This is a genomic window from Neptunomonas japonica JAMM 1380 (assembly GCF_016592555.1).
In the GTDB taxonomy this organism is placed as follows: Bacteria; Pseudomonadota; Gammaproteobacteria; order Pseudomonadales; family Balneatricaceae; genus Neptunomonas; species Neptunomonas japonica_A.
This window is the reverse complement of record NZ_AP014546.1, coordinates 4,037,320-4,056,189: the sequence shown is the minus strand read 5'-3', so window position 1 is coordinate 4,056,189 and position 18,870 is coordinate 4,037,320. Positions and strand designations below refer to the sequence as shown.

Here is an 18,870-nt window from a genome sequence, read left to right as displayed (position 1 = left end):
GAGGCAGCTAGTAACGTTCATTTAGCTGGCGAATTTGTGAGTTATGGCGCATAAGCGGTAGCAGGTAGCCAGGTGACAATACCTTGCCAATAGAACACGATTGTTAGTCCCACTAGTTGTATCAGGATAAAGGGCAGCACACCGCGATAAATATGGCCGAGATTGATACCCGCTGGCGCGACACCTTTTAGATAAAACAGCGCAAACCCAACGGGTGGTGTTAAGAAAGAGGTTTGTAGGCAGACAGCAAACAGTACGGTGAACCAGATCAGGTCAAAGCCTAAGGCGGATACAACGGGAGCCACTAAAGGTAGGATGATCAGGGTCAGCTCGATCCAATCAAGGAAGAAGCCAAGGACAAAGGTGATTGCCAGAATGCAGATAACGATGCCTGTGGGACCAAAAGGAAGCCCAGTCAGAAACCCTTCTATGAGCTCGTCGCCACCTAAACCGCGCAAAATCAGTGAAAATGCCGTAGCGCCGAGTATGAGAGCGAAAATGAATGCTGTGGTCTTAGTTGTTTCACGACCAACATCCCTGAGTACGGAAACTGTCAGACGGCCGTTAGCAAATGCTAGCAAGGTTGCCCCCAGAGCGCCGACGCCAGATGCTTCAGTGGGTGTAGCTATACCGAAGAATATAGAGCCGAGTACGGCGATTATAAGGCCCGCCGTCGGCAGTACTGCCTTGAGTACGCTGAATATCACTTTTACTGAAACAGGCTCGGCATCTTTTGATAACGGTGCAGACTGAGGATTAAGAAAACTAAGTGTCATGATATAAGTGACATAGAGCCCTGCGAGCAGTAAACCAGGGAATAGGGCGCCCAGAAATAAGTCACCTACCGAGACGCCAATGCGATCCCCCATCATCACCAGCATGATGCTAGGTGGGATCAAGATGCCCAAGGTGCCGGTCGAGCAAACTGTGCCGCAGGCTAATTCCTTGCTATAACCCTGCTTCATCATTAGTGGTACGCCGAGTACGGCTAGCAGTACCACTGAGGCTCCGATAATTCCTGTAGAAGCTGCTAACAGCAGACCCACGAAGGTAACAGTAACGGCCAGTCCGCCTCTGACTCTGCCAAATAGACGGGATAAATTGACCATGAGGTCTTCAGCGACACCTGAGCGATCTAACATCAACCCCATAAAGACAAACATCGGCAGGGCTACGAGTACCCAGTTAGTCATCACGTCCCACATTCTGGGGATCACGACGGAGACAAAGTTCCAGTCGATACCTATAAAGGCATCAAACCAGTGGTCCATTAGCATCGCTAAGGCGGAGAAGATAATAGCTATACCACCCAGCACCCACGCTACCGGATAGCCGGTAAACAGCAATAATATAAAGCTGCCAAACATGCAGGCGGCAAGGATCTCGTTGATTTCCATGAGTAATACCTACTTTGTTTCAGCCAAAATGAAAGGAGAGTTCTGGCGCAGAAATAGCAGGGCACAGACCCGTGATAGTCGAGATAGCGCTGCTAGAGCCAATAACCCGAAGCCAATAAAGAGTACGGATTTGATTGCCCAGCGATAAGGAAGGCCACCCGGAGCGTCGGAGACTTCACTTAGTTCCCATGAGTAGAGGATGAAAGGCACCGCATATAAAAGAACGAGGGCTAGAAATGGAATCAGTAAAAATACAATACCCAGCAGTTCGATCCAGGTTTGGGCCTTGAGTGATAGACGATCATGAATTAGGTCTACCCGCACATGGTCATCGGCGATAAAGCAGTAGGAAAGCCCGAATAGCCAGCCTATAGCATAGAGATGCCATTGAAGTTCTTCGAATTCGATTCGCCCCTGATCAAATAGGTAGCGCATTACGACATTTAAGATTATCACTACCATCAGTATCACCCATGTCCAAGACATGAGGTTGCCGATTTTTAACAGTACTTGGTCTATCAAGCTCGACAGCCGAGTATGTGGGAGCTCGGTATGGTGGTTAAAATGGTCGAGGTCCATAAGCGTTGCTATGGGTCGGCCGTTACCTCCTTTGTCCTGCGGCATAAGTCCTCCATTTACGGTAGGTTGTTAAATCGGGGCTGCTTTTTGGCAAAGTGAGGCCCTGATCTGCGCCCGCAGGCGCAGAGGTTTAAGGAGTAAAGGTATGGAGCAAGTGAGTAGTGGCAAAAAAGTATCTGGCCACTGTTAGATATTATTCAAAGTTGCGAGGCAGATAAGCCAGCTTCTTCCAAGACTTATACTCAAGCATAAAGGCCTGCTGGGATTCATAAACGCGCTTGAAGTCAGCATCTTTAGCGGACTGTTCTTGCATTACTTGGTTGGTCAGTCCTTTTAAGTCTGTTAGCAACTTGTCGTTAAGTGTTCGTGCGGTGACTCCCTTTTCTTTGAAACCATTAACAATCGCGCCTTGTAATGATTCTCCACGAGTCAGTGCTCGCAAGGTGCCTGCGGTACAAGCCATATCGATCATCGCTTGTTTAGAGCTATCGAGGTTATCCCATATCTCTTTATTGACGATCAGGTGATTGGCGGTAAAGGTTTGATGCCAACCTGGGAAGTAGTTGTTTTTTGCCACCTTATCGAATCCAAGTAATTGATCAATGGCTGGCATCGAAAACTCAGTTGCATCGATAGCACCCTTTTCTAGGGCTGGAAAAATTTCACCGCTAGGCATTGATGTGACTGAAGCGCCTGCTTTTTGTAGTACCTGACCACCTAAACCGGCGAAGCGTATTTTTAGGCCTTTAAAATCATCAATGGATTTCATTTCCTCGCGGAACCAGCCAGCGGTTTCTGGGCCAATAACCCCACACAAAACAGGATGAATATTGTGTTTTGCGTACAGGTCTTGAGCGAGTTTTTGTCCTTCGCCTTCATACCACCAAGATGCGTATTCCCAAGGCTCCATACCAAAAGGCACGTTGCTAAATAGGCCAGACGCTGGGATTTTTCCCTGATCGTAACCAAGGAGGTAAAGACCGGCAGGGATCTGCTTATTTTTGACCGCTTCTGAAATAGCAAAAGGGGGAACGATCTTGCCCGGCTCATAAACTTTGAACTGCACGCTACCGTCACTTGCTTGCTTAAGCTGCTTAGCAACTTGGGCGATGGGGTCGCCCAGGGCAGGTAAGTGGGTGCCAAATACCGACTGGACCTTCCATCGAACGTTATCTTCAGCTTGGAGCGCTGTACTCATTGATGTTGCGATAACCCCGGCAAGGGTTGCTTTAATGACCGATGATCGAAGTTTAGTTGTTGCTTTGTTCACAGTTAAATCCTCAAGTTTGGCTACCCAGTGAGCATGAAAAAACCTCAATGAATAGGTCCTTTTTATTAGTATTCAAGGTTTCATATTTATATATTGGAACTATAAATACCATAATAGTGAATTTTTGCTGTGTCAATATATTTCTATATTGGGACATTTGGGGCCATAATGGATTGTTTTGTGGTTGCTCTTACTGTTTTTGAAGAATAGGGGCTTTGATATAGGGGGATTGAATCGTTTAATTAGGTTCTACTGTTTGTTGTCAGGTCTTTATAGTTTTGTATTACGGAACATAAATGCCGAAGTGGTTTATAAATGCTCAGTAGACGGGATCAAATCAGGGGAAATTGTGAATAATATTTTTTCCTTTAGATTCAAAGGTTATTTTGTTTTCGTACTCCTTATTTAGTGATAAGTTGTGCTTGAACACTTATTTAATAAAAACAATGAAGAGAGCAATATATGAAATCATTGAAACTGATCGTTGGCGGTACCATCGCAGCAACAGCAGCTTTGAGTACTTTTGCTATGGCAGGTGAAACTGTTGATTCGATCAAGGCAAAAGGTTATGTGCAATGTGGTGCCAATACTGCGTTGGCTGGTTTTTCTGCCCCGACTTCTGAAGGTAAGTGGGAAGGCTTAGATATTGATTTATGTCATGCGGTTGCTGCTGCGATTTTAGGTGATGCTTCTAAAGCTCGCTTTACACCTTTGACGGCAGCTCAGCGTTTTACGGCATTGCAGTCTAAGGAAGTTGATTTGCTTGCGCGTAATACAACTTGGACACTATCGCGAGATACTAAAGTTGGTCTTAACTTTGCCGGTGTGAACTACTACGACGGCCAAGGCTTCATGGTTGCAAAAGCATCTGGTATTACCAGCGCTACTGAGTTAGATGGTGCAACTGTGTGTATCGAACCTGGTACAACAACAGAGTTAAACCTTGCAGATTACTTCCGTGCACAGGGCATGAGCTTTGAGCCAGTGGTTATCGAAAACGCTGTAGAAGCTGTTCAGACATTCTTCTCTGGTCGTTGTGATGTTTATACAACGGATGCATCAGGCTTAGCTTCTTACCGTCAAACAGCACCGAATCCTGATGATTTCATCGTGTTACCTGAAATCATTTCTAAAGAACCTTTAGGCCCTGCTGTTCGACATGGTGACGAAGAGTTTGCAGATATCGTGCGTTGGACGCACATTGCAATGTTAGAAGCTGAAGAGAAAGGTATTACATCGGCTAACGTTGATACTTTCAAAAAAGACAGTAAAGACCCAGGTATACAGCGTCTGCTAGGTACAACCGGCGACATGGGTAAAGCGCTTGGTGTTAGTGATGATTGGGCATATAACGTCATTAAACAAGTAGGTAACTATGGCGAAAGTTTTGACCGTAATGTTAAAGCTAAATTAGGCCTAGAGCGTGGATTGAATGCGTTGTGGACTAATGGTGGATTGATGTATCCAGCACCGATTCGTTAAGACGGTATGACCTGAGCCCCGATAATCGGGGCTTTTTTTAAGGGGCTTCTAAAGTTGATGCATATGGACTCGCCCCTTTTACTTATTATTTAATTTGTTAATGATTAATGCGTTTTGTTGAGTATGTAAACCGCTATTGTGATCATATAGCGGCGATGAAACCGTATGTTCAGATAATAATTAGAGAGACAGGCTAATGTCCGAACCATTAAAGAGCCGTAAAAGGCTATCCAGTTTAATTTATAGTGAGAAGGCGAGAGGTGTTTTTGCTCAGATACTCGTCACTGGGGGTATCGCATTTATTGCTTGGTATCTTATTTCAAACACCTTTGAGAACTTGGCTAATCAAGGCATTGCGACGGGCTATAGCTTTTTGTCGTTAGAGTCCTCATTCGGCATCAGTGAACATATGATTGAGTTCACGCCTGCTGACAGCTATGGCCGAGCACTCATGGTCGGTTTTCTTAATACAATGAAGGTCTCTTTTCTGGGCATCATATTCGCCACATTGATTGGTTTCGTTGTGGGTGTATCGCGAATGTCGAAGAACTGGATCTTGAGCCGTATTGCTGCGGTATATATCAATCTGTTCCGTAATATCCCTGTGCTATTGCAACTTATTTTTTGGTACACACTGATTAATAATGCCCTGCCTAGCCCTAAGCGTGCATTAGAAGTTTTGCCCGATGTGTTTTTCAGTAATCGTGGCGTTTTATTTCCAGTACCTGCGGACCATCCTGCGTATTTTTGGATGGGCGTTGTGTTTGTTATTGCACTGGTTGGTGTGTGGTTACTACGCCGCTGGGCATTAGCACATCGTGATAGAACGGGGCAGACGTTTCCGTATGCATGGGCCGGCTTAGCACTAGTCGTCGTCAGTGTTTTCATTACCTATCTTGTTTGTGGTGCGCCTACAGAAATGAGTACGCCTGTACTTAAGGGGTTTAATTTCAAAGGTGGCGCTAAGTTATCTCCTGAATTTCTTTCTTTGCTGATAGGCCTAACTTTATATACATCAACCTATATCGCTGACATCGTTCGAAGTGGCTTGTTGTCAGTGCCAAAAGGGCAAGAAGAGGCTTCTACGGATTTAGGCTTAAAGCCGAGTCAAACGCTGATGCATGTTGTATTACCTCAAGCGTCACGCGTAATGATTCCTCCGCTAACCAGCCAATACCTCAACCTAACTAAAAATAGCTCTTTGGCGGTAGCCGTTGGTTATCCTGACTTGGTTTCATTATCGAATACCACAATGAACCAGACGGGGCAGGCGATCGAAGCAATTTCCATATTCATGGCTGTTTATTTAGGGATAAGCCTAGTGATTTCGCTATTTATGAATTGGTATAACAAAAAGATGGCACTGGTGGAGCGATAGATATGAGTAATATAGCTATTAAGCCGCCAAGTCAGAGCGGAATCGTGAATTGGATGAAGGAAAACTTGTTCAGTAATAAGCTGAATACAGTGATCTCTATCATCTGTATCTATTTAGTGGTTAAGTTTTTAGCCGGTGTGGTGGACTGGGGCATTTTAAATGCAGTTTTTGCTGCAGATGCATCGGCCTGTAAGGCGGCCTCTGACGGTGCCTGTTGGGGGATTATTTCAGAGAAATACCGCTTTATTATTTTTGGTACATATCCCGCTGATGAGCAATGGCGGCCGCTACTTGCAATGGTGTGGTTTGTCGGTTTAATCATTTGTAGTTTGCTCAGGTCATTCTGGAAGTTGTGGCTACTTCCGTTATGGATCGCAAGCCTAATTGGTTTGGGCATTTTGATGTGGGGTGGTGTACTGGGTTTAAGTTACGTAGAAAATACGCAATGGGGTGGTCTGCCGTTAACGCTGATGTTAGCGGTTGTCGGAACAGTCGCTGCTTTCCCGCTTGGTATTTTACTCGCGTTAGGGCGCCGTTCTGAGTTGCCCTTGATTCGTGTTTGGTGTGTTGCTTTTATCGAGTTGGTACGTGGGGTTCCGTTGATCAGTGTGCTGTTTATGGCCTCTGTGATGTTCCCGTTATTCTTACCTGAAGGTGTAACGATTGATAAATTGCTCCGAGCGCAAATCGGTATCATCCTATTTACGTCGGCGTACCTTGCTGAAGTTTTTCGAGGTGGTTTACAGGCCGTGCCTAAAGGTCAGTATGAAGCGGCAGCAGCGATGGGGTTAACGTATTGGCAAACGATGCGTGTTGTGGTGATGCCGCAAGCACTGCGTATTGTCATTCCACCGACGGTAAATAGCTTTATTTCGATGTTTAAAGATACTTCACTGGTCTTGATTATTGGGTTGTTTGATCTACTGGCTACGGCCAAAGTAGCCATTACAGACCCTGTATGGCGGGCCTTTTACATCGAAGTGTATATCTTTGTTGCGGCTATTTACTTTGTCTTTTGTTATTCGATGGCTTCATACGCGAATAATCTTGAAACAGAATTGCGTAAAGGCGAACAGCATTAATAGCGCCTCTGTTTGATAACACCACAGAATTGAGTATAGGTATAATTTATGAGTTCAAATGGCCAAACATCTGCTGACGATATACTGATTCATGTAAATGATTTGAATAAATGGTATGGCGAATTTCATGTCTTGAAAGATATTAATTTGCATGTCAAAAAAGGCGAGAAGATTATTATTTGTGGCCCTTCGGGTTCGGGTAAGTCGACTCTTATTCGTTGTATGAACCGTCTGGAAAAATACCAAGCCGGCGAAGTTCTGATCGACGGTATCTTACTGGATGATAATGTTAAAAACTTGGAAGCTGTGCGTAAAGAAGTAGCCATGGTGTTCCAGCATTTTAATCTATTCCCCCATATGACTATCTTGGACAACTTGACGTTAGCTCCTCGTTTAGTGAATAAAATGCCCAAGAAGGACGCGGAAGATATGGCAATGAGCTATCTTGAGCGAGTTAAGATACCTCAGCAAGCGAACAAGTTTCCCGGACAATTGTCTGGTGGGCAGCAGCAGCGTGTGGCAATAGCGCGAGCGCTGTGTTCTAACCCACGAGTGATGCTGTTTGATGAGCCAACTTCTGCACTGGATCCTGAAATGATCAAAGAAGTTTTGGATGTCATGGTGGAGTTGGCCGAAGAAGGTACCACCATGATCTGTGTGACGCATGAAATGGGATTTGCTAAGCAAGTGGCTGATCGGGTTATTTTTATGGATGAAGGCCGCATTATCGAAGAAAATACACCTCATGAGTTCTTTGATAATCCACAAAATGAGCGCACACAGTTGTTCCTCAGTCAGATTTTAGGGCATTAATACCGTCTCTGTAGACACCAAAAGCCTTACGCTTATCAGTAGGGTATTTAAGCCTTCGTACAAGGACGTACACTACTTCTGTGCTTTATCCTCATAGTTAAAACTTATATCGAAAGGGCGCTCACTAGATAGGCGCTCTAGGAGTATGCCGTTCATGATCGATTTTGATACTTTCCCTCGTATGGTCATTAGCCATGGGCCAACGCCACTTGAAGCCATGCCACGACTGTCACAAGCATTGGGTTGCAACTTGTTTATTAAACGAGATGACTGCACAGGGTTAGCGGGTGGCGGAAACAAAACGCGAAAACTGGAATACTTACTGGCGGCTGCACGTGATGCGGGTGCTGATACCTTAATTACTATCGGTGGACTGCAATCGAATCATGCTCGTCAGACAGCTGCTGCAGCGGCAAAATTTGGCTTTGCCTGTGAGTTAGTGCTTGAAGATGTCGAAGGCACGCCAAAGCAAGACTATTACAATAACGGCAATATCTTGCTGGATAAGCTGTTTGGCGCAACCATTCATGCTGTAGCTGAAGGGGTGGATAGCGTTGCATTTGCTGACCAGTTAATGGCTAGATTAATTGACGCTGGAAAAAAGCCTTACCTTATTCCAGTGGGTGGCTCTAACGAGGTGGGCAGTCTTGGTTATGTTCGCTGTGCCAATGAGATACTGGCACAAATAGTAGAACAGGGTATTACCGTTGATCAGATCGTTCTCGCATCGGGTAGTGCGGGAACACAGGCTGGGTTACTGGCAGGCCTCATTGCAGCGGGTGCTGATATTCCTGTGCTGGGTATTGCGGTAAGCCGTGACACTCAAGCACAGCAAGCGTTAGTCCAAGCGTTATTGGAAAAAACACTCCAACATATGGGGCTTGATCCTGCGCTAGCCAATGGTCGAGTGATTGCTGATGGCGGCTATTATGGCGCAGGCTATGGTATCACTACGCCTGCGACTATAGAGGCGGTGAAAATGTCAGCCGAACAGGAGGGTGTACTACTTGATCCTGTATATACGGGCAAGGGGATGGCAGGGCTTATTGATAAATGCCGTACAGGAGCCTTTTCTGCAAAGCAAAATGTTCTGTTTTTGCACACAGGCGGGAGCCAAGGGCTATTTGCTTACCGAGAAGTATTATCATGACGCTCTAAAAAGGTGACTGCCGCGTCTATGACAAACAAATGAAATATGAGAACCACCATGTACCTCGATAAACTTGCAACATCACTAGTGAGTGCTGGCCGCTCAAAGAAATTTGGATTGGGCTCAGTCAATACGGTTATTCAACGCGCGTCATCGTTAGTGTTTGATTCGGTTAAAGATAAAAAAATAGCCACAGCTAACCGTGCTAATAGCGAGTTGTTCTACGGACGTCGTGGTACGTTGACGCATTTCTCACTACAAGAAGCGATGGTTGAACTTGAGGGGGGTGTCGGTTGTGCGCTTTATCCTTGCGGTGCGGCGGCGGTCTCCAATGCTATTCTTTCCTTTGTGGTGGCAGGTGATCATATATTGATGACCGGAGGGGCTTATGAGCCTACACAAGATTTTTGTAACATCATCCTCAATGATATGAACGTTACTACCACCTATTATGAACCGACAATAGGTGCTGATATTCGTCATTTGGTAAAGAAAAATACCAAGCTCCTTTTTTTAGAGTCGCCTAGTTCTATTACGATGGAAGTACCCGATATACCAGCAATGGTGAAAGCGGCTCGAGCTATCAATCCTGAAATAATTGTCATGATAGACAACACCTGGGCTGCCGGTGTGCTATTTAAAGCACTAGAGCATGATATCGATATATCTATTCAGGCCGGTACCAAATACATTGTTGGCCACTCCGATGCTATGTTGGGTACGGCGGTATCCAATGCGCGCTGCTGGGAGCGGTTACGGGAGCGCTCATACCTAATGGGCCAGATGGTTGATGCCGACACTGCCTATATGGCAGCTCGGGGACTGCGCACAATGGGCATCAGGTTAAAACAACATGAAGCTAATAGTATCGCTGTTGCGAACTGGTTAAGCGGGCGACCTGAAGTTGAGCGTGTGAATCATCCTGCACTACCTAGCTGTAAAGGGCATGAGTTTTACAAGCGTGACTTTAAGGGTTGCAATGGGTTGTTCTCATTTATTCTGAAACAACGTTTGAGTGATGCACAGTTGGAGCAGTACCTCGATAACTTTGAGCATTTCAGTATGGCTTATTCTTGGGGTGGCTATGAGTCTTTGATTCTTGCTAACCAACCTGAAGAACTGAATGAAATTCGCCCCTCGGGTAAGGTCGACTTTGAGGGAACGCTCGTCCGCGTTCATATTGGCTTGGAAAATGTGGACGATCTAGTTAAGGATCTTGACGCAGGCTTTGGACGAATAGCTGAGTAACGATAGACATTTTTAATGATATTGTTTTTAGATGTGTTAATTAAGCCTGTGGATAAGTTAACTTAATATGACTATATTCGCCTACACTGACTCTAGAGTAGGATAGGCCTATCAATGAGTTAGGGGATAAATGATGAGCGATACGGTTACTATTTTTGCAATTAATTTTATTGCAACTATCGGAATTTTATTCTTGTTGGTTGTGGTCGTATTATTGATTACAGGCTTCATTCTTTACCGTAATGATAAAAAACAAACAGCACAAACGATTCGACGTAACTATCCATTAATTGGGCGTTTCCGTTATTTGTTTGAGCATATGGGTGAGTTTTTTCGTCAATACTTTTTTGCTATGGACCGAGAGGAACTACCCTTTAACCGCGCGCAACGTAGCTGGGTATATAGGGCCTCAAAGAACATTGATAATACTATCGCTTTTGGCTCAACACGTGACCTTCGTCGCCCCGGCACTCATTACTTTCTTAACTGCCCCTTCCCGACGCTTTCTGAAGACGCCGCCTCTTCTCAACCTTCACGTATCGGGCCTTACTGCGAGCACCCTTACGATGCCCCGTCGTTTTTTAATGTTTCAGGTATGAGTTATGGTGCTTTATCAAAGCCCGCTGTTCAAGCGCTTTCACATGGAGCGTCTAAAGCAGGGTGCTGGATGAATACAGGAGAAGGGGGCTTATCTCCTTTTCATCTTGAAGGAGGCTGTGACCTTGTCTACCAGATAGGAACGGCTAAATATGGTGTAAGGGATGCCGATGGCGGGCTTTCAGATGAAAAGCTGAAAGAAAAAGCCGCTATTACTCAGGTGAAAATGTTTGAAATTAAGCTGTCTCAAGGCGCGAAACCCGGTAAAGGCGGGATTTTACCCGCAGAGAAAGTGAGTAAAGCCATTGCTGATATTCGAGGCATTCCAGAAGGGCAAGCGTCGATCAGCCCGAATCGACATGCTGATATAGCCTCTATTGATGATCTACTGAATACCGTTGAACGAATCCGTAGGGTGACCGGAAAACCATGTGGATTTAAATTAGTATTAGGTACCACTGAATGGCTTGATGAGTTCTTTGAGGCGGTTAATAAGCGGGGTATTGAAAATGCTCCAGACTTTATTACGCTGGATAGCTCGGACGGCGGTACAGGTGCTGCGCCAATGCCTTTAATGGACAGTGTTGGTTTACCTGTGCGTGAAAGCTTGCCGGTTTTGGTAAACAAATTACATCAACATGAGCTGCGTGAGCGTATACGCGTGATTGTATCCGGTAAAATGATCAACCCAACAGATGTTGCAGCGGCATTATGCATCGGTGCAGACTTTGTGGTGAGCGCACGTGGCTTTATGTTTGCTTTGGGTTGTATACAAGCTTTGCAATGTAATAAAAATACCTGCCCAACAGGTATTACAACACATGATCCTGATTTACAGCGAGGGCTAGTGCCGGAGAGCAAGGCTGAGCGAGTCGCTCATTTTCATCACAATTTAGTGCATGAAGTAGAGATTATCGCTCACTCTTGTGGTGCTTCAGAGCCACGCCAATTAAAGCGCCACCATGCTGCTATCGTCATGGATGGTGGTAACTCTGTGCCTCTGAATATTATTTATCCAGAGCATCAATAGCTCTGCTCAGTAGAGAAGCCTAAAGCGAGTCGTACCAGGCTTCTCTATCTATATGTTTTGCTAGGCTATGTCTTTCCCGGCGTTCTTCAATGGCACGTCTAGCTTGGAATAAACGCTTTGTTGCCTGTTTTTTACTGATAAGGTTTTTATCGTCTTCATAGCCCATTAGTGCGTTCATGATTTCAAGCTGTACTTCGTTTAGCGGATTAGTATTGTGCTTTAACATCATAATCAACCTTTTATCATTGCCTGCCTTAAATAGAGTCGTGCTTAGGCAGGCTGTTTCTTGATATAAAATGACGGCATAGCGAAAGGTGGATTTTTAATTCCCCTGTGTTTGATCCGCTATGTGTTAAAGGCAGGTTAGTGTATTCAGATTGCAGAAATATTAAGACAGTAGCTGATGACCTTATACTTCAGTATCAGGCTTTGTTAAGAGGCGCTTATCGTTTTGTCGTAGGCTGCGCAAGCTACGTTTAATGGTTTTCAAATGGTCCAATAATGCCGGACCAAGTCGCATCGCCACACCGACGGCAAGTACATCAATGACAACAAGGTGGAGAACACGTGAAGACATCAGCGTGCTGAGATCTTTATCTTCTTCGACATCAATATGAATAGCGATATCAGCTAAATCAGCGAGCAGTGTATTTCCAGGGCATAACGTGATGACGGTTGCCCCGGTTTCTTTGGCTAATTTAACCGTGTGCAGTAAGTCTTTGGTGCGCCCTGTTTGTGAAACGGCAACAACGACATCGCCAGCGGACATAGAAACAGCAGAGATCGTTTGCATGTGCGGGTCAGAATAAGCCGCGGCAGATATTTGTAATCGATAAAACTTGTGTTGTGCATCGCTACATACCGCCGCGGATGCGCCAAACCCGTAAAACTCGATACGTTTTGCTTTTACTAATGCATCAATGGCATTTTCTAGTGTTTCAGCGTCTAGCTTGTCACGAATATCGATTAAGTTACCGATCATAGAATCGAAAATCTTTTGCTTAAACTCAGAAACAGTATCCTTAGAGTTCAATGCAAACGGCTCAAAGTTGGGGTTACTGGCCAACCCTTGAGCGAGTGTTAGTTTGAAATCTTGAAAACCATCATAGTGAAGAGCGCGGCAAAATCTGACGACGGTAGGCTCACTGACATTTGCTTCTGAGGCGAGGTCCACAATACGCATGTGGATAACTTCCTGAGGATTAGCCAACACAAAGTCTGCAACTTTTTGCTCCGATTTGCGAAGCTTAGGCTGAGCATCTGTGATTGACTTTAGTAAGTTTGCTGCGTTCAAAAGTAATTCTCGTTAAGCGCTATTACGTAACGTATCAGTATATCAACGAAATATGAAAGCACATAATTTCATTGAGTTTTATCCACGCGATAGCACGATTAGTTATCTACAAAACATGTCACTTTTTACTGATTGTTTATAGCCGTATGGGTAATACCACGTACGTAATAAAAGAGCTGTTAGTGATCGTTGCAGGGGCTTATAGTGCATGCTATGTTTATTGTAAATCACTGCAAAATAATAACGTAAGGAGTAGGCCTTTGAAGCGTCGTCAATTTCTAAAAGGTGCCGGAGCTGCAACCGTAGCAACAGGTGCCATGATGTCTACCGCAGCTCAGGCTGCGCCAGAGTTTAAGTGGAAAATGGTAACCACCTGGCCTAAGAACTTTCCTGGTTTAGGTGTGGGTGCAAATAATTTGGCTAAGCTGATCACTGAAATGACGGGCGGCCGAGTTGAAGTAAAAGTTTACGGTGCTAAAGAGCTAGTTGGCGCACTGGAAATTTTTGATGCAGTTTCTCGCGGAACGGCGGAAATGGGGCATGGTGCTTCTTACTACTGGAAAGGTAAAAGCCGTGCAGCACAGTTCTTTGCCGCGGTACCTTTCGGTTTAACGGCTCAAGAGATGAACAGCTGGTTGTACCATGGTGGCGGTATGGAGCTATGGGAAGAAGCATATGCACCATTTGGTCTTGTACCGGGCGCTGCGGGTAATACCGGTGTGCAGATGGGTGGTTGGTTCAACAAAGAGATCAACTCAGTGGCAGATCTTGAAGGCCTTAAAATGCGTATGCCCGGTTTAGGTGGTGAAGTACTTAAGCGTGCTGGTGGTACGCCTGTACTGCTTCCAGGTGGTGAAATATTCCCTGCGCTACAGTCGGGTGCCATTGATGCAACTGAGTGGGTTGGTCCATATAACGATGCTGCATTTGGTTTACATAAAGCGGCTAAGTTTTACTACTACCCGGGTTGGCATGAGCCAGGTACAACACTTGAGTGTTTCATGAACAAAGAAGCATTCGAGAAACTACCAGCGGATCTGCAGGTCATTGTACGTAATGCTATTCGTGTGGCTAACCAAGACATGCTGGCTGACTTCACAGCGAAGAATAACCGCTCACTTGAGCAGTTAGTTAATGAGCAAAACGTGCAACTGCGCAAGTTCCCAGACGATGTATTGGCTACTCTGAAATCACTGTCTGATGAAGTGATTGCTGAAGAAGCGGCTAATGATGAAATGACGAAGAAAGTATTTGATTCGTTCGTTAAATTCCGTGACCAAGCAACTAAGTGGCATCAAGTATCTGAACAGGCTTACCTCAACGCACGTAACCCTGTTTAAGTTTGCTTAGATAATATCTAGCTTCAATTTAAAGCCGGCATTAGCCGGCTTTTTTATGTGCCCATGTAAATAGTTTGCTTTCAACCCCAAATAGCATTAAGGCTTAGTTAAGTGGTGCGCAAAGTGTGTCATCACTTGAGCGCCTTGTAAGACTTTGATTCATCGGACAACCTACAGTCTGTTTTAATGCAAAATTGTGTTCTTCTAATGATTTCTTCAACTTCCTCTTGGCTTAATTGGGAGCCATTACATAAAACATAACCTTGAGACAATGCTGCGGTTTCGGTTTCGTAGTAAAAAGTTGGAGTACTGCCTATTAAAGAGAAAGAGGTTTGCTGCCCTAAAGTGTATAGCTGTTCAAAGTATTCTATTTCACTGAATTGGTCAGGATGACATAGCTCGGCAGCACGCTGAACCCACTTAGACCTTCCATCAGATTTAGACCACATGTGCATTTCATAATATTGTAAAGCATATAACTTTGTACTTAATATTTGGTCAGTATAACCGTAAGAGTTGTTATCTCTTTTTTGATAAGTAGAAGAGCAACCTGAGATAAGTAACGCACAGATAAGTACTGTTGTAAATTTCATGATAGATCCTTAGCGCTTAAGATGTGGGACCAGCGTAGCGTAGTCACACACACGACCCACTTGTTAGGTGATTGTTCATTGTCTGGAGCCTTGCTTTAACCCTGAAAGCCCAAATGAGCATATAAACAGACCGGCAATTAGCCAAAGTATACTTGCGGTATAGCGAGCAAAAACAGGGCCAAATATTTGCTCAGAAAGCATAGTTAAACCACATAAAGCATGGCAACTCATACCGTCTTCAGGAATCTCTCGGGTATCAATAAAATACGAATAACTTAAGTACATTGAAAATATTCCAAGAGCTAAAACTATTGCGCGAATAAACTTCATGTATCTCATACGCATCTAACGTTTTAATACTGCGCCTGCGCATTTATGCGCAGACTGCTTTAGAGTGCATTGCTTTGAAGGGTCTTGATAAATAGGATTTTTTGACTGCATCTGTTATTTTCCTCCATTGAAAATAAGCATGCGCGTTTTGATGATTGTAGCTTGCGCAGTATCTTACCTGCACTTTTCCTTATCTATTTGATAATGCATAACTTTCTATTCAAGTACTAGGGGAGGCCACCCATATTGCAGCCAAAAAAAGAGCCGTAGATAAAAAACTACAGCTCCTCTTTCTAGACGGTTGGGCTAACCCTTATCCATAAACAGCGTGAGGTAACCAGGTTGCTAGCGCTGGCCAAGCAGCTAATAATCCTAGCATGGTGAGCTGTATGGCAATGAAGGGGATAACACCTCGGTATATTTGTCCTGTTGAAATGGACTCAGGAGCAACGCCTCGTAAGTAGAACAGGGCAAAACCAAAGGGGGGTGTTAAGAACGATGTCTGTAGGTTAAGGGCAATCATAATACCCAGCCAGATAGGGTCGAGTCCCATGGTCAGCAAGATTGGGGCGACAATAGGAACAACAACAAATGTTATCTCAATAAAGTCTAAGAAGAACCCAAGCAAGAACATGACGAGCATAACGACGGCAAGAGCTCCCCAGACACCACCAGGCAGGTCTGTTAGAAAGTCCCGTACCATGTCATCACCACCAAAGCCACGAAATACCAGTGAAAATATAGACGCGCCAACCAGTATAATGAATACCATCGAACTGACCTGAGTCGTCGAGCGCATGACGCCAGTCAACGTCTCCAGATTGAAATTACGCTTAAAGATAGCCAACACAACCGCTCCAACTGCGCCTACGGCAGCCGCTTCTGTCGGTGTCGCCAATCCGCCTAGAATTGAGCCTAAGACCAAACCTATAAGCAAAATGGGTGGCACTAAAGCACTAAGAACCTTGCCCCAAAGGTTATCTACTGCATCACGTTCTTCTTTAGGAATAGCAGGAACAGAGGAAGGCGAGATAACGGCTTTTCCTACGATATAAAGCGTATAGGCAAGTACCAGTAATAGCCCCGGAATGAGTGCTCCTAAGAAGAGGTCACCCACCGTAACGGTTTCAGGAGAAAATAAACCTTGGTCGATTTGTGACTGCTGATACGCGGAACTAATCACGTCTCCCAAAAGTACTAACACGATAGAAGGTGGAATTATTTGCCCTAGGGTACCAGAGGCACATATAACACCACAGGCAACTTGAGGGTCATAACCACGGCGCAGCATGGTCGGTAGGGATAGCAGCCCCATTGTTACTACGGTCGCACCGACAATACCGGTACTGGCGGCAAGTAACATACCTACGATCGTTACTGAGATGCCTAAGCCGCCGTTCATTGATCCGAAGAGTATCGACATGGTGTCGAGAAGCCCTTCGGCAATTTTGGATTTCTCCAGCATGACGCCCATGAAAACAAACAAGGGTACCGCGATCAGTACTTCGTTATTCATGATACCGAATAATCGGTTGGGTATTGCCTCAAGAAAAACAGAGTCAAAGTGCCCGGTTAACGCTCCTATGCCTGCAAAAAGAAGACCGGTTCCTGCAAGAGAAAAGGCAACGGAGTAACCCATTAATAGGACGATGACCGCACCTAAAAAAAGAAAGAGAGAAAGGTATTCCATCATACAGTGTGCTCCGATACATCTTCTTCAAGGAGGTGACCCTGGCCTGTTAGCACAAGAATGCAACGGCAAAGTTCTGATATCCCTTGCAGGATAATTAAGACAGGCATAGCGATTAACGCGGTTTTGAGAATATAGCGAAAATCTAAACCTCCGGACTCTTGAGAGCCTTCTAGCAGTGACCATGATGATGCGACATATTCCCATGAGATGTAGCCGATAAAACCGGCGACAGGGAATAAGAGTAATAAAATACCTAAGATATTTATCCAGGCTTTACCTCGTTCACTTAGCGGGCGATAGAATATGTCTACACGCACATGGCCATCATGTTTGAGTGTATAAGCTGCACCTAAGAGGAAAACAAAACTGTGCATGTAAACTACGGACTCTTGTAGGGCAATGTTGCCCACATTAAATACGTAGCGCATAACAACGATTACAAAAGTGACGACCACCATAAACAAGGTTAACCAAGATACGGTTCGTCCTGTCCATTCGCTGAGGCCATCGAGTAATCGGACTAGCTGAATAAGAAAATTGCTCTGCATTATTCTTCTCTATATTAGCAAGATAGGTTCAAAGTTGTGTTATTTAAAAGTATAACAACAAAAAACCGCTATATTTATCCGTAATTCCACCGGTTTATCTACTCGATGGCTGCAAAATCCTTTAAATCCCTTACAATAGCGATGTTACTTACCCAAGCAGAGATCTATATATGACTGATAGACTGCCCGTAGAGGCGCAATTACGCTCACTGGATCATAAAAAATTGGCCGCTTACTGTGTTGCAGTAACCGAGCGCCAGTTTCCGAACTTTGTACTTTTTAATAAGTTAGTCGAGTTTGGTGATCTGAAACAGCTGGAAACAGTATTGGACGGTGTGTGGCAGTCACTGGTGCCTGGCGGTGCCAAAATGAATTTTGAAGTGCAGCTCGATAGAGTTGACGCCAACATGCCGGATCTTGATGAGCATGAAATGTATGGTGCGTCACCGGCATTAGATGCCGTTGTCTCATTATACTCAACGCTGATATGTATCTTAGAAGCGGATGTCGATGAGGCCATTGCGGTAGGAAACGTTTCTCGTGAATGTGTTGCTATGTTTGTCGAAATATCTGAAGGCGATGATCAGATGTCAGATGTAGAGATACTTCGACTGATCAACAACCATGACTTGATGGTTCAAGAAGACGAATTTCAGGAAGAAGTGGTTGAACGTTTAATGAATATTAAACAGATGGATAAAACCTTTATCGGCGAGTTACGTGAGCTAGCACATAATCAGGGTGTTAGTAATATTGGGATAAGTGACGAAGACGCCTAATGCTCAGAATTGGATTAATATTGCTGGTGGTCCCTTGTTTATTACTCATGGGGGGCTATATGTATGAGCAGTCTCTCGTTAATGACTGCTTGGACCTAGGTGGTTCATTTAATTATGAACTACTCGTGTGCGATCAAGAGAATAATCATTCCTTCATTCCCTATATGGCAAGGCATCCCCAGTTTGTTAATGGTGGTATGTTGCTCTCTGTTATCGGGTTGTTTTTTTGTATTATCGGTCTGTATAAGCGCAGCTAATTTCGGAATT

General features: G+C 44.7%; 19 protein-coding genes. 10 read left to right on the top strand and 9 right to left on the bottom strand.

Features of this window, described 5'->3' with window-relative positions; genetic code table 11:
• Window positions 1-41 precede the first annotated feature (41 nt).
• From NEJAP_RS19140 to NEJAP_RS19130, 3 genes are all read right to left on the bottom strand, one after another.
• Window positions 42-1,397: a TRAP transporter large permease gene (locus NEJAP_RS19140; RefSeq protein WP_201348676.1), complete on the bottom strand. Its 1,356-nt coding sequence runs from the start codon at window positions 1,395-1,397 to the stop codon at window positions 42-44.
• Window positions 1,398-1,406: 9 nt separating this feature from the next.
• On the bottom strand, window positions 1,407-1,859 hold the full coding sequence (locus NEJAP_RS19135; protein WP_236591002.1) for a TRAP transporter small permease subunit: 453 nt from the start codon (window positions 1,857-1,859) through the stop codon (window positions 1,407-1,409).
• 310 nt (window positions 1,860-2,169) lie between these two features.
• On the bottom strand, window positions 2,170-3,246 hold the full coding sequence (locus tag NEJAP_RS19130; RefSeq protein WP_236591001.1) for a TRAP transporter substrate-binding protein: 1,077 nt from the start codon (window positions 3,244-3,246) through the stop codon (window positions 2,170-2,172).
• Window positions 3,247-3,708: 462 nt separating this feature from the next.
• Here NEJAP_RS19130 and NEJAP_RS19125 point away from each other — a divergent pair, with 462 nt between their 5' ends.
• From NEJAP_RS19125 to NEJAP_RS19095, 7 genes are all read left to right on the top strand, one after another.
• Window positions 3,709-4,728, top strand: a complete 1,020-nt coding sequence (locus tag NEJAP_RS19125; protein ID WP_201348674.1) for an amino acid ABC transporter substrate-binding protein — start codon at window positions 3,709-3,711, stop codon at window positions 4,726-4,728.
• A 196-nt stretch (window positions 4,729-4,924) separates the two neighbouring features.
• Window positions 4,925-6,106, top strand: a complete 1,182-nt coding sequence (locus NEJAP_RS19120) for an amino acid ABC transporter permease (protein ID WP_201348673.1) — start codon at window positions 4,925-4,927, stop codon at window positions 6,104-6,106.
• A 2-nt stretch (window positions 6,107-6,108) separates the two neighbouring features.
• Window positions 6,109-7,188: an amino acid ABC transporter permease gene (locus NEJAP_RS19115; RefSeq protein ID WP_201348672.1), complete on the top strand. Its 1,080-nt coding sequence runs from the start codon at window positions 6,109-6,111 to the stop codon at window positions 7,186-7,188.
• 48 nt (window positions 7,189-7,236) lie between these two features.
• Window positions 7,237-8,001, top strand: a complete 765-nt coding sequence (locus NEJAP_RS19110) for an amino acid ABC transporter ATP-binding protein (RefSeq protein WP_329610923.1) — start codon at window positions 7,237-7,239, stop codon at window positions 7,999-8,001.
• 154 nt (window positions 8,002-8,155) lie between these two features.
• Complete coding sequence (locus NEJAP_RS19105) at window positions 8,156-9,151, top strand: D-cysteine desulfhydrase (RefSeq protein ID WP_201348671.1); 996 nt, start codon at window positions 8,156-8,158, stop codon at window positions 9,149-9,151.
• Window positions 9,152-9,208: 57 nt separating this feature from the next.
• A complete protein-coding gene (gene metC / locus NEJAP_RS19100; protein WP_201348670.1) occupies window positions 9,209-10,399 on the top strand; it encodes a cystathionine beta-lyase in 1,191 nt (396 codons plus the stop codon).
• Between the two features lie 133 nt (window positions 10,400-10,532).
• Entirely contained in the window at window positions 10,533-12,026 is a 1,494-nt protein-coding gene (locus NEJAP_RS19095) for an FMN-binding glutamate synthase family protein (RefSeq protein WP_201348669.1), read from the top strand.
• A 19-nt stretch (window positions 12,027-12,045) separates the two neighbouring features.
• Here NEJAP_RS19095 and NEJAP_RS19090 read toward each other — a convergent pair whose 3' ends face one another.
• On the bottom strand, window positions 12,046-12,252 hold the full coding sequence (locus tag NEJAP_RS19090) for a PA3496 family putative envelope integrity protein (RefSeq protein WP_236591000.1): 207 nt from the start codon (window positions 12,250-12,252) through the stop codon (window positions 12,046-12,048).
• Between the two features lie 183 nt (window positions 12,253-12,435).
• On the bottom strand, window positions 12,436-13,320 hold the full coding sequence (gene hexR, locus NEJAP_RS19085; RefSeq protein ID WP_201348667.1) for a transcriptional regulator HexR: 885 nt from the start codon (window positions 13,318-13,320) through the stop codon (window positions 12,436-12,438).
• 260 nt (window positions 13,321-13,580) lie between these two features.
• On the opposite strand from hexR, the gene NEJAP_RS19080 reads away from it, so the two are divergent.
• Window positions 13,581-14,660 carry a TRAP transporter substrate-binding protein gene (locus NEJAP_RS19080; protein ID WP_236590999.1) on the top strand — a complete coding sequence of 360 codons (1,080 nt, stop codon included), beginning with the start codon at window positions 13,581-13,583 and terminating at the stop codon, window positions 14,658-14,660.
• Between the two features lie 131 nt (window positions 14,661-14,791).
• Here the strand turns inward: NEJAP_RS19080 and NEJAP_RS19075 are convergent, their stop codons facing one another.
• The 4 genes from NEJAP_RS19075 to NEJAP_RS19060 all read right to left on the bottom strand — a co-directional run bounded on the left by NEJAP_RS19075 (window position 14,792) and on the right by NEJAP_RS19060 (window position 17,824).
• Window positions 14,792-15,253: a hypothetical protein gene (locus tag NEJAP_RS19075; protein ID WP_201348666.1), complete on the bottom strand. Its 462-nt coding sequence runs from the start codon at window positions 15,251-15,253 to the stop codon at window positions 14,792-14,794.
• 75 nt (window positions 15,254-15,328) lie between these two features.
• Window positions 15,329-15,583 carry a hypothetical protein gene (locus NEJAP_RS19070; RefSeq protein ID WP_201348665.1) on the bottom strand — a complete coding sequence of 85 codons (255 nt, stop codon included), beginning with the start codon at window positions 15,581-15,583 and terminating at the stop codon, window positions 15,329-15,331.
• Between the two features lie 313 nt (window positions 15,584-15,896).
• Window positions 15,897-17,276, bottom strand: a complete 1,380-nt coding sequence (locus NEJAP_RS19065) for a TRAP transporter large permease (RefSeq protein ID WP_201348664.1) — start codon at window positions 17,274-17,276, stop codon at window positions 15,897-15,899.
• Window positions 17,273-17,824 carry a TRAP transporter small permease subunit gene (locus tag NEJAP_RS19060; RefSeq protein WP_201348663.1) on the bottom strand — a complete coding sequence of 184 codons (552 nt, stop codon included), beginning with the start codon at window positions 17,822-17,824 and terminating at the stop codon, window positions 17,273-17,275. The genes NEJAP_RS19065 and NEJAP_RS19060 overlap by 4 nt, the downstream gene beginning before the upstream one ends.
• Before the next feature lie 170 nt (window positions 17,825-17,994).
• Here NEJAP_RS19060 and NEJAP_RS19055 point away from each other — a divergent pair, with 170 nt between their 5' ends.
• Both NEJAP_RS19055 and NEJAP_RS19050 read left to right on the top strand, forming a co-directional pair.
• Window positions 17,995-18,603, top strand: coding sequence for a DUF416 family protein (locus NEJAP_RS19055; protein WP_201348662.1), 609 nt, complete (start codon window positions 17,995-17,997; stop codon window positions 18,601-18,603).
• A 59-nt stretch (window positions 18,604-18,662) separates the two neighbouring features.
• Window positions 18,663-18,860, top strand: a complete 198-nt coding sequence (locus NEJAP_RS19050) for a hypothetical protein (RefSeq protein WP_329610922.1) — start codon at window positions 18,663-18,665, stop codon at window positions 18,858-18,860.
• The last annotated feature ends 10 nt before the right edge of the window (window positions 18,861-18,870 follow it).

Excerpts from the sequence above, each read along its gene's own strand:
- NEJAP_RS19140 (WP_201348676.1), bottom strand. The coding sequence starts at position 1,397 with ATGGAAATCAACGAGATCCTTGCCGCCTGCATGTTTGGCAGCTTTATA.
- NEJAP_RS19135 (WP_236591002.1), bottom strand. The coding sequence starts at position 1,859 with ATGGTAGTGATAATCTTAAATGTCGTAATGCGCTACCTATTTGATCAG.
- NEJAP_RS19125 (WP_201348674.1), top strand. The coding sequence starts at position 3,709 with ATGAAATCATTGAAACTGATCGTTGGCGGTACCATCGCAGCAACAGCA.
- NEJAP_RS19120 (WP_201348673.1), top strand. The coding sequence starts at position 4,925 with ATGTCCGAACCATTAAAGAGCCGTAAAAGGCTATCCAGTTTAATTTAT.
- NEJAP_RS19115 (WP_201348672.1), top strand. The coding sequence starts at position 6,109 with ATGAGTAATATAGCTATTAAGCCGCCAAGTCAGAGCGGAATCGTGAAT.
- NEJAP_RS19110 (WP_329610923.1), top strand. The coding sequence starts at position 7,237 with ATGAGTTCAAATGGCCAAACATCTGCTGACGATATACTGATTCATGTA.
- NEJAP_RS19105 (WP_201348671.1), top strand. The coding sequence starts at position 8,156 with ATGATCGATTTTGATACTTTCCCTCGTATGGTCATTAGCCATGGGCCA.
- metC (WP_201348670.1), top strand. The coding sequence starts at position 9,209 with ATGTACCTCGATAAACTTGCAACATCACTAGTGAGTGCTGGCCGCTCA.
- NEJAP_RS19095 (WP_201348669.1), top strand. The coding sequence starts at position 10,533 with ATGAGCGATACGGTTACTATTTTTGCAATTAATTTTATTGCAACTATC.
- NEJAP_RS19090 (WP_236591000.1), bottom strand. The coding sequence starts at position 12,252 with ATGTTAAAGCACAATACTAATCCGCTAAACGAAGTACAGCTTGAAATC.
- NEJAP_RS19075 (WP_201348666.1), bottom strand. The coding sequence starts at position 15,253 with ATGAAATTTACAACAGTACTTATCTGTGCGTTACTTATCTCAGGTTGC.
- NEJAP_RS19070 (WP_201348665.1), bottom strand. The coding sequence starts at position 15,583 with ATGAAGTTTATTCGCGCAATAGTTTTAGCTCTTGGAATATTTTCAATG.
- NEJAP_RS19065 (WP_201348664.1), bottom strand. The coding sequence starts at position 17,276 with ATGATGGAATACCTTTCTCTCTTTCTTTTTTTAGGTGCGGTCATCGTC.
- NEJAP_RS19060 (WP_201348663.1), bottom strand. The coding sequence starts at position 17,824 with ATGCAGAGCAATTTTCTTATTCAGCTAGTCCGATTACTCGATGGCCTC.
- NEJAP_RS19055 (WP_201348662.1), top strand. The coding sequence starts at position 17,995 with ATGACTGATAGACTGCCCGTAGAGGCGCAATTACGCTCACTGGATCAT.
- NEJAP_RS19050 (WP_329610922.1), top strand. The coding sequence starts at position 18,663 with ATGTATGAGCAGTCTCTCGTTAATGACTGCTTGGACCTAGGTGGTTCA.